The sequence below is a fragment of the Phocaeicola faecicola genome, assembly GCF_013618865.1.
GTDB classification, from domain to species: domain Bacteria; phylum Bacteroidota; class Bacteroidia; order Bacteroidales; family Bacteroidaceae; genus Phocaeicola; species Phocaeicola faecicola.
On the sequence record NZ_JABSOE010000020.1, the window covers coordinates 54,941 to 64,401 of the forward strand.

Below are 9,461 nucleotides of genomic sequence, written 5' to 3' on the forward strand. Positions count from 1 at the left end.
TCCTAACATTTAAGCGTTTTATTTCAGAAAAACCGGTTTTCTCCCCTCTCCCAAGGCCCGCTTTTACAAAATGATTTCACCCGGGCAGCCCGACAGACCAGCATAAAAAAAGACTGCATCGCAGTTGTGCGACACAGGCAAAATAAGCCCAGCCTGTGCCATCCCTGAAGCGCCACCCAAAAAAAGGGCCGATTCCATATGGAACCAGCCCTTTTCTGCTTAAAAAATTTGATCTATATATAACCATAAAAACAAAGCGATTTCACTACTGAAACAATCCCGCTTTCTCCTTCCGTACCTTTGCGATTGTCCCCTCCCGCGAAGGAATTACAGCAGCAGGAGACTGATGGCCATGACAGCCATGCCCAGTACCACACCCAATACTCCCAGGTGATGATGTCCGTACCGTTCCGTTCCCGGAAGCAACTCATCGAAGGAAATATAAATCATGATACCCGATACGAAAGCCAGCAGCCAGGCATTCAATGCCGGTGTCCAGAAAGGCAAGAGGAAGAGCACTCCCACCAAGGCACCCACCGGTTCCGCCATCCCCGAAAGGAAAGAATACCAGAACGCCTTCCGCCGGCTTCCGGTAGCATGATAAATAGGTACGGAAACCGCAATTCCCTCGGGAATGTTGTGAATGGCAATGGCCAGCACAATCGGGAGCGCAATGTCCAGACTCGTCAGTGCCGATGCAAAAGTAGCCAGTCCCTCCGGGAAATTATGGATTCCGATGGCCAGCGCCATCATTATCCCGGTACGCTTCAGACTCTTTTTCGGAAGATCGGAATCCTCCAGATGCATCTCATGAGGGTTTTCATCTTCCGGCACCAGACGGTCGATCAGCGCAATCAGTCCGATTCCGGAGAAGAACGCAAGCAACATATACACATTGGCCAACTTCGGAGCATGCTGTTCGGAAAACAGGTGAAGCGATTCCGGCATCAGCTCCATAAACGACACATAAATCATGACTCCTGCCGAGAGTCCCAATGCCGCCGAAAGAAAACGCGTATTGGTCCGCTTGGCAAAAAAAGCGATAAGACTACCGATTCCGGTAGAAAGTCCTGCCACCATGGTAAGCAGGAAAGCAATTATTATTTCCTGATTGGTCATCATCCTCTTAATATTTATAATTTATTTTATTTTGTAAAGATAACAATTTTATATTTAATTACTAAAACAATCGCAGAGAAAGTGACAAACGGACGTTCAATTCCTGGAAATCCCACTAAAAGGTTCCGGGAATCCTCCTATGCTTCAAGTTTTTCGAGAGAAACGATACAAATACACAGATTACAGACAGTAAGATAAAAACGACCGTGGACAGCTACCCTTCCCGATACCCCCGTAGCGGTCAAGGCTCAAAATCGAAAGACAACTGACGGTCGTCCTCCTTCTTTCTTCCCGAAGCCGGCAGAAGCAGTTTTCGTACCCCCATCGGACCCAATTCGTGAATGGTATGCTCCGGCAGTTCATGACAAGTAATGAAAAAGCGGGCCTTCTTCATAACAACCCCCATTTTCTTGAGTTCATAAAAGCCGACGCGCGAGAAGCGGCGCGAAGCCACAATAATCCGTGCCGATTTCACCCCGATACCCGGTACGCGGAGCAACATCTCATAATCGGCCGTATTGACATTGACCGGGAAAAACTCCGGATGACGGAGGGCCCATGACAACTTCGGATCAATTTCCAGGTCGAGGTCGGGCGTCTGACTGTCGACCAGTTCCTCCACCTTAAACTGATAAAAGCGCAGCAGCCAGTCGGCCTGGTACAAACGGTTCTCACGCACCAGCGGCGGCTGTTTCAGCATCGGAAGACGCTTGTCGTAGGTATTGACAGCCACGTATCCCGAATAATACACACGTTTCATGGTAGACCGAGCATAGAGCGAGGAAGACACGTTCAGGATATCCCGGTCGGTTTCGGCAGTAGCCCCTACAATCATCTGCGTACTCTGTCCTGCCGGTGCAAAACGGGGAGCCCTTCGGAAGCGGCGACGGTCCTCCCGGTTCTCATCCACCCCCTGCTGGATATAGCGCATCGGCAGATACACACTCTGGTGGTCCTTTTCAGGAGCCAGCCGTTTCAGGTTCTCCTCGGTAGGAATCTCCAGGTTCACGCTCAGACGGTCGGCATAGAGTCCCGCCTGACGCACCAGTTCCTCGCTGGCACCGGGAATGCTCTTAAGGTGAATATAACCGTTGAAACGATGCACCACCCGCAGGTCGTGTGCCACCCTCACCAGTCTCTCCATGGTATAATCGGGGTTGCGCACCACTCCGGAACTCAGAAAGAGCCCTTCGATGTAGTTTCTCCGGTAAAACTCAATGGTCAGCTCCACCAGTTCACTGACCGAGAAAGTCGCCCGTGGAATATCGTTACTGATGCGGTTGATACAATACGCACAGTCATAGATGCAATAATTGGTCAGCATGATTTTCAGCAGCGAGATACAGCGGCCGTCCTCCGAAAAACTGTGACAGATCCCATAGCCGCCTACGGTATTGCCGATACCTCCCTTCGTATTGCGTCTCACCGTACCGCTCGATGCACACGACACATCATATTTGGCCGACTCGGCCAGCACCTTCAGTTTTTCCAACACTTTCTCGTCCATTGTACTCTTGCTTTTTATCCCCTGTGGGGCGAGTCAAAAATAGACAGACTTTCATTTACCTGCAAGCATTCCTGAAAAATTTATTGTATCTTTGCAGGCATTTTAAAAAATTCGTATCATGTGGTTATTACTGGCTTTCTGCTCGGCTGCCCTTTTGGGATTTTATGACGTATTCAAGAAAAAATCATTGGTCAACAACGCGGTACTTCCGGTACTGGGACTCAACACCCTGTTCTCCAGTCTGATATTCCTTCCGCTGATTCTGATTTCGCATTTCCGTCCGGAACTCTTGCAGGACACCCTCTTTTTCGTTCCTGACACCGGAGGATGGGAAGTACATAAATTCATCCTGCTGAAATCGCTGATTGTCCTGTCGTCGTGGGTACTGGGATATTTCGGCATGAAACACCTGCCCCTTACCCTGGTAGGCCCTATCAATGCCACCCGCCCTGTCATGACCCTGGTGGGAGCCCTTCTCATCTTCGGTGAACGACTGAACCTGTATCAGTGGATCGGTGTGCTGATGGCCATTCTGTCCTTCTTCATGTTGAGCCGTTCGGGCAAAAAAGAAGGAATCGACTTTACGCACAACCGCTGGATATGGTTCATCATACTGGCCGCCGTACTGGGTGCCGCCAGCGGACTGTACGACAAATACCTGATGGGAAAATTCAACAACATGGTCATCCAGTCGTGGTACAATATCTACCAGTTGTTTATCATGGGCGGCGTCCTGCTGATGCTGTGGCTTCCCAAGCGCAAGACCACGACCCCGTTCCACTGGAGCTGGTGCATCATCCTGATTTCCATCTTCCTGTCGGCAGCCGACTTTGTGTATTTCTATGCCCTGAGCATGGAAGACTCCATGATTTCCATCGTATCAATGGTACGGCGAGGCAGTGTAGTGGTATCCTTCCTTTTCGGTGCCCTGATTTTCCGTGAAAAGAACATGAAGAGCAAGGCCATCGACCTGGTGCTGGTGCTGATCGGTATGTTCTTCCTGTACCTGGGAAGCCGGTAATGCCGCACCCGTTGCCGCCTGCCTCCGGTCTGCCGTTTCCGCAGCAACGCTTTCCGGAAGCAGACGGCCCCTACTCTTCCCCCTCATTCCATCAAAAACAGCAAGAGAAAGCCGGCATTTGGCATTAAATGTAAATAAATTATAAAATCCCCGACCCTCATTTAAACTAATTCTTAAATTTGCTGTCAAATGAAAAATAATCAGAACAAATTTAAGAATATGGATAAACGCATCAAATGGGGAATTGTTACGTTAATAGGAGTCGGCCTGATCGGATTGGGAGTGCGCTCCTTTACTCCACGGGAAAATGAAGAATTAAATGCAGCCGAAAAGGATGCTCCTAAGCGGGAAAACAAAAGAATACTGAATGTCAACGCTCAGGTCATCAAGCCACATATCATTACAGACCAGATATTCGTCAGCGGCCGACTGATGCCGGACGAGGAGGTAGACCTTTCTTTCGAGACCTCTGGAAAAATCATTGACATCAATTTCACAGAAGGCAGTCTGGTTACCGAAGGACAATTGCTGGCAAAAGTCAACGACAGTCAGCTGAAAGCCCAGCTGGCACGTCTGGAAGCCCAGAGACCGCTGGCAGAAGACAGGGTATTCCGTCAGAATGCCCTGTTGCAGCGCGACGCTGTCAGTAAGGAAGCCTACGAACAGGTAAAGACCGAACTGGCTACCCTGCACGCCGATATCGAGAATGTCAAGGCCAATATTGCCATGACCGAACTGAGAGCTCCGTTCGACGGCATCATCGGATTGCGGCAAGTCAGCACGGGTGCGTACGCCTCGCCTACTACCATCATTGCCAAACTCACCAAGATTACTCCGCTGAAGGTGGAATTTGCCGTACCGGAACGCTATGCACGGCAGATCAAGAAGGGCACCAACCTGTCGTTCAGCATCGAAGGACGACTGGAACCGTTTGATGCGAAAGTATATGCCACCGAGTCCAGCATCGACCCGGAAACCCACACACTGACTGTCCGCGCACTCTATCCGAACGCACAGGGAGAACTCCTGCCGGGTAGATATGCCGACATCCAGCTGAAACAGAATGAGATAAAGGATGCCATCGCCATACCGTCGGAAGCCATCGTACCGGAAATGGGCAAAAACAAGGTCTTCGTATACCGTTCGGGAGTGGCCCAGCCGGTGGATGTGAAGATCGGTATCCGTACGGAAGCCGAAGTACAGATTGTCCAGGGACTTTCTGTGGGAGACACCATACTGACCTCAGGTACCCTGCAGTTGCGCATGGGAATGCCGGTCACCTTAGACAACATCAACTAATACTGCCTGCCTTATGAACATTTCAGAACTTAGTATCCGCAGGCCGGTATTGGCTACCGTGCTGACCATCATCATCCTGCTGTTCGGTATGATCGGTTATACCACGCTGGGGGTGCGTGAATATCCGTCAGTGGACAACCCCATCATTTCGGTTACCTGCAGCTATTCGGGTGCCAATGCCGATGTCATCGAGAACCAGATTACCGAACCCCTGGAACAGAATATCAACGGTATCCCGGGTATCCGCTCGCTTTCGAGTGTGAGCCAGCAGGGACAATGCCGTATCACGGTTGAATTTGAACTGTCGGTCGACCTGGAAACGGCAGCAAACGACGTGCGCGACAAGGTGTCACGTGCCCAGCGCTACCTTCCCCGCGACTGTGACCCTCCTACCGTATCCAAGGCGGACGCCGATGCCAGCCCGATCCTGATGGTGGCCATCCAGAGTCCCAGCCGTTCTCTTCTTGAACTGAGTGAAATTGCCGACCTGACCGTAAAGGAGCAGTTGCAGACCATCTCGGACGTGAGCAGTGTATCCATCTGGGGAGAAAAGCGATACTCCATGCGTATCTGGCTGGACCCGACCAAAATGGCGGGATACGGCATCACCCCGGTGGACATCAAGACAGCGATGGACAATGAAAACATCGAACTTCCTTCGGGAAGTATCGAAGGTAATACCATGGAGCTGACGCTGCGTACCATGGGACAGATGCACAGTGCCGACGAATTCAATAACGTGGTATTGAAAGAAGTCAACGGAAGAGTCATCCGCTTGAGCGACGTGGGATACGCGGAACTGGGAGCCGCCGACATCAAAAGTTACATGAAGATGAACGGCGTACCGATGGTGGGTGTCGTAGTCATCCCCCAGCCCGGTGCCAACCACATTGAAATTGCCGATGCCGTATACGAACGTATGGAGCAGATGCGCAAGGACCTTCCCGATGACGTGGACTTCACCTACGGCTTCGACAACACCAAGTTCATCCGTGCTTCCATCGCAGAAGTGGAAAGTACCGTATACGAAGCCTTTGCACTGGTAATCATCATCATCTTCCTGTTCCTGCGCGACTGGCGTGTCACCCTGATTCCGTGTATCGTGATTCCGGTTTCACTGATCGGTGCCTTCTTCGTGATGTACGTGGCCGGCTTCTCCATCAACGTACTGACCATGCTGGCCGTCGTACTTTCCGTGGGACTTGTGGTGGACGATGCCATCGTAATGACGGAAAACATCTATATCCGTATCGAGAGGGGAATGAAGCCCTTCGATGCCGGTATCGAAGGAGCGAAGGAGATTTTCTTTGCCGTCATTTCCACCACCATTACCCTGGTGGCCGTGTTCCTCCCCATCGTATTTATGGAAGGTACCAGCGGACGACTGTTCCGCGAGTTCAGTTTTGTGGTGGCCGGTTCGGTGATCATTTCTTCTTTCGCCGCCCTGACCTTCACTCCGATGCTGGCTACCAAACTGCTGGTACACCGTGAGAAACAAAGCTGGTTTTACCGAAAGACAGAACCTTTCTTCGAAGGCATGAACCGCCTCTATGAGCGGTCGCTGAATGCCTTTCTGAAGAAAAGGGTCATCGCCATACCTTTCACGCTGGTCACCCTGGCCATCATTGGCATCCTGTGGAGTACCATTCCTGCTGAAATGGCCCCGCTGGAAGACCGGTCGAAAATCAACATCACCACCCGTGCTGCCGAAGGAGCCAGCTACGAGTACATCCGTGACTATACGGAAGACATTTCACGGCTTACCGACTCCATCATTCCCGATGCAGAAGCCATTACGGCCCGTGTAAGCAGCGGTAGCGGTTATGTGAGCGTCACCCTGAAAGACCTGAAAGACCGTGACTACAGCCAGATGGAAGTGGCCGAAAAACTGTCACAGGCCATCCGGACCAAGACCAAGGCACGTGCCTTCGTACAGCAGCAGTCGTCGTTCGGAGGCAGAAGAAGCAGCATGCCTGTACAGTATGTACTTCAGGCCACCAGTCTGGAGAAACTGGAAAAGGTGCTGCCCGAGTTCCTGAACCAGGTGTACAGCAATCCGGTATTCCAGATGGCCGACGTCGACCTGAAATTCAGCAGCCCGGAAGTACGCGTCGAAATCAACCGCGACAAGGCAGGAACCATGGGAGTCAGTGTCAAAGACATTGCACAAACCCTGCAGTACGGTCTGAGCGGACAGCGAATGGGATATTTTTACATGAACGGCAAGCAATATGAGATTTTGGGACAGATCAACCGCCAGCAGAGAAACCAGCCGGCGAACATCAAATCCATCTATATTCGGAACGATAAAGGGGAAATGATCCAGCTGGACAACCTGGTGGAATTTGTGGAATCCATCGCTCCTCCCAAACTCTATCACTACAACCGCTTCCTGTCGGCTACCGTATCGGCCGGTCTGGCTGAAGGAAAGACCATCGGAGAGGGACTGGAGGAAATGGACAAGATTGCCGCCGCTACCCTTGACGATACCTTCCGTACCGCCTTGTCGGGCGACTCGAAGGATTATCAGGAAAGTTCTTCCAGCCTGATGTTTGCCTTCATCCTGGCCCTGATCCTGATTTACCTCATCCTGGCTGCCCAGTTCGAGAGTTTCAAGGATCCTTTCATCATCATGCTGACGGTTCCGCTGGCCATTGCCGGTGCCCTGATATTCATGTATGCCAACGACATCACCATGAATATCTTCAGTCAGATCGGTATCATCATGCTGATCGGTCTGGTGGCCAAGAACGGTATCCTTATCGTAGAGTTTGCCAACCAGAAGCAGGAGGCCGGGGAAGATAAGCTGACTGCCATACGCGATGCCGCCCTGCAGCGTCTGCGCCCGATCCTGATGACCAGTGCCTCTACGGTACTCGGTCTGATTCCGCTGGCCTTTGCCACCGGCGAAGGTGCCAACCAGCGTATCGCCATGGGAACGGCCGTTGTGGGAGGAATGCTGGTTTCCACCTTCCTTACCATGTACATCGTACCGGCTATTTATTCATATATATCTACTAACCGTATCCGTAAACAGAAAAAAGCATGAAGCGACTGATTACTATTTTTGCCCTCTTGCTGGGAATGGGAAGTACCTTATCCGCCCAGTATACATACGACTTGAAGCAGTGTCTGGAAGAAGGGCTGCAGAATAATTACTCACTCCGTATTTCACGGAATACGGAACAGATTAGCAAGAACAATGCGACGCTGGGAAATGCCGGATTTTTACCGACCATCGACCTGACTGCGGGATATAAGGGCGACTTGAACAGCAGTGATACGGAATACCGGGACGGGAGCGCGAAACTCAGCAGCCGCAATGCCTACGACCAGACCCTTGATGCGGGAATCGACCTGAACTGGACCTTGTTCGACGGGTTTCAGATCAGTACCACCTACAAGCAGCTGAAGGTGCTGGAACAGCAGGGAGCTACCAACACCCGAATTGCCATCGAAGATTTCATTGCGACGCTTACTGCGGAATACTTCAACTATATCCAGCAGGAAATCCGTCTCAAGAATTTCCGCTATGCCGTCTCGCTGTCCAAAGAGCGGTTGCGCATTGTGGAAGAGAGGTATCATATCGGTAACTTCTCCCGCCTGGATTATCAGCAGGCCAAGGTAGACTTCAATGCCGACAGTGCCCAGTACATGAAACAGCAGGAACTGGTGCATACCTCGCGCATCAACCTGAATGAACTGATGGCAAACGAAGACGTGGACCGCCCGATACAGGTAAAGAACTCGGTAATCGACCTGAATCACTCGCTCCAGTTTGCCCAATTGTGGGAATCGACCCTGCAGACCAATGCCAGCCTGCTGAAAGCAGACCAGAATACGACACTGGCCCAGCTGGACTACAAGAAGATTCTGTCCAGAAACTATCCTTACCTGAAACTGAATGCCGGATACGGATATACCCTGAACCGGTATGACATCAACAGCATCAAGCAGCGCAACAACTGGGGATTCAGCGGAGGAATTACCGTAGGCTTCAATATCTTCGATGGAAACCGGAGAAGAGAAAAAAGGAATGCAAGTCTTGCCATCCGCAACTCACAACTGGAGAGAGAACAGCTGGAACAGGCGCTGCGTGCCGACTTCAGCAATCTCTGGCAGGCCTATCGGAACAACATCCAGCTGCTGCGTCTGGAAAGACAGAACCTGATTTCCGCCAAAGAGAACCACGAGATTGCCAAGGAGCGTTACCTGCTGGGCGATTTGTCGGGTATCGAGATGAGAGAAGCCCAGAAAAGTCTGCTGGATGCCGAAGAACGAATTCTTTCGGCTGAGTACGATACAAAGATGTGTGAGATATCATTATTACAGATAAGCGGAAAAATTACGCAATACTTGGAATAAATCCTTTATCTTTGTGAATGAATGTGCGACAAGAAGTCGTACAAGTAATTGTTCAGCATGATGTCTGAACCTGTTGTTCCGTCAACAGTAGCCTAAAGAGGCGTGCTTTACGAGTAATTGTTTGGTGCGAAGCCCTCTTGACAATATGGT

Annotated in this window: 6 protein-coding genes; 4 read left to right on the forward strand and 2 right to left on the reverse strand. The window is 51.0% G+C overall.

The genetic code is table 11. The features are described 5' to 3' along the window. Positions 1-327: 327 nt before the first annotated feature. Both zupT and H3001_RS07465 read right to left on the reverse strand, forming a co-directional pair. The gene (zupT, locus tag H3001_RS07460) at positions 328-1,119 is read right to left on the reverse strand and encodes a zinc transporter ZupT (RefSeq protein ID WP_219915849.1); all 792 of its coding nucleotides are present in this window, start codon (positions 1,117-1,119) and stop codon (positions 328-330) included. Positions 1,120-1,360: 241 nt separating this feature from the next. Continuing rightward, positions 1,361-2,626, reverse strand: coding sequence for a putative DNA modification/repair radical SAM protein (locus H3001_RS07465; RefSeq protein ID WP_181214560.1), 1,266 nt, complete (start codon positions 2,624-2,626; stop codon positions 1,361-1,363). 118 nt (positions 2,627-2,744) lie between these two features. Here H3001_RS07465 and H3001_RS07470 point away from each other — a divergent pair, with 118 nt between their 5' ends. The 4 genes from H3001_RS07470 (at position 2,745) to H3001_RS07485 (ending at position 9,311) form a co-directional block, all read left to right on the forward strand. Continuing rightward, the gene (locus tag H3001_RS07470) at positions 2,745-3,647 is read left to right on the forward strand and encodes a DMT family transporter (RefSeq protein ID WP_181214561.1); all 903 of its coding nucleotides are present in this window, start codon (positions 2,745-2,747) and stop codon (positions 3,645-3,647) included. A 219-nt stretch (positions 3,648-3,866) separates the two neighbouring features. Further along, on the forward strand, positions 3,867-4,946 hold the full coding sequence (locus H3001_RS07475) for an efflux RND transporter periplasmic adaptor subunit (RefSeq protein ID WP_181214565.1): 1,080 nt from the start codon (positions 3,867-3,869) through the stop codon (positions 4,944-4,946). A gap of 13 nt (positions 4,947-4,959) precedes the next feature. Further along, the gene (locus H3001_RS07480; RefSeq protein ID WP_181214562.1) at positions 4,960-7,995 is read left to right on the forward strand and encodes an efflux RND transporter permease subunit; all 3,036 of its coding nucleotides are present in this window, start codon (positions 4,960-4,962) and stop codon (positions 7,993-7,995) included. Beyond that, complete coding sequence (locus tag H3001_RS07485; RefSeq protein WP_181214563.1) at positions 7,992-9,311, forward strand: TolC family protein; 1,320 nt, start codon at positions 7,992-7,994, stop codon at positions 9,309-9,311. The genes H3001_RS07480 and H3001_RS07485 overlap by 4 nt, the downstream gene beginning before the upstream one ends. Positions 9,312-9,461: the final 150 nt, after the last annotated feature.

Coding starts and splice junctions, on each gene's coding strand:
- H3001_RS07475 (WP_181214565.1), top strand. CDS start 3,867: ATGGATAAACGCATCAAATGGGGAATTGTTACGTTAATAGGAGTCGGC.
- H3001_RS07465 (WP_181214560.1), bottom strand. CDS start 2,626: ATGGACGAGAAAGTGTTGGAAAAACTGAAGGTGCTGGCCGAGTCGGCC.
- H3001_RS07480 (WP_181214562.1), top strand. CDS start 4,960: ATGAACATTTCAGAACTTAGTATCCGCAGGCCGGTATTGGCTACCGTG.
- zupT (WP_219915849.1), bottom strand. CDS start 1,119: ATGACCAATCAGGAAATAATAATTGCTTTCCTGCTTACCATGGTGGCA.
- H3001_RS07470 (WP_181214561.1), top strand. CDS start 2,745: ATGTGGTTATTACTGGCTTTCTGCTCGGCTGCCCTTTTGGGATTTTAT.
- H3001_RS07485 (WP_181214563.1), top strand. CDS start 7,992: ATGAAGCGACTGATTACTATTTTTGCCCTCTTGCTGGGAATGGGAAGT.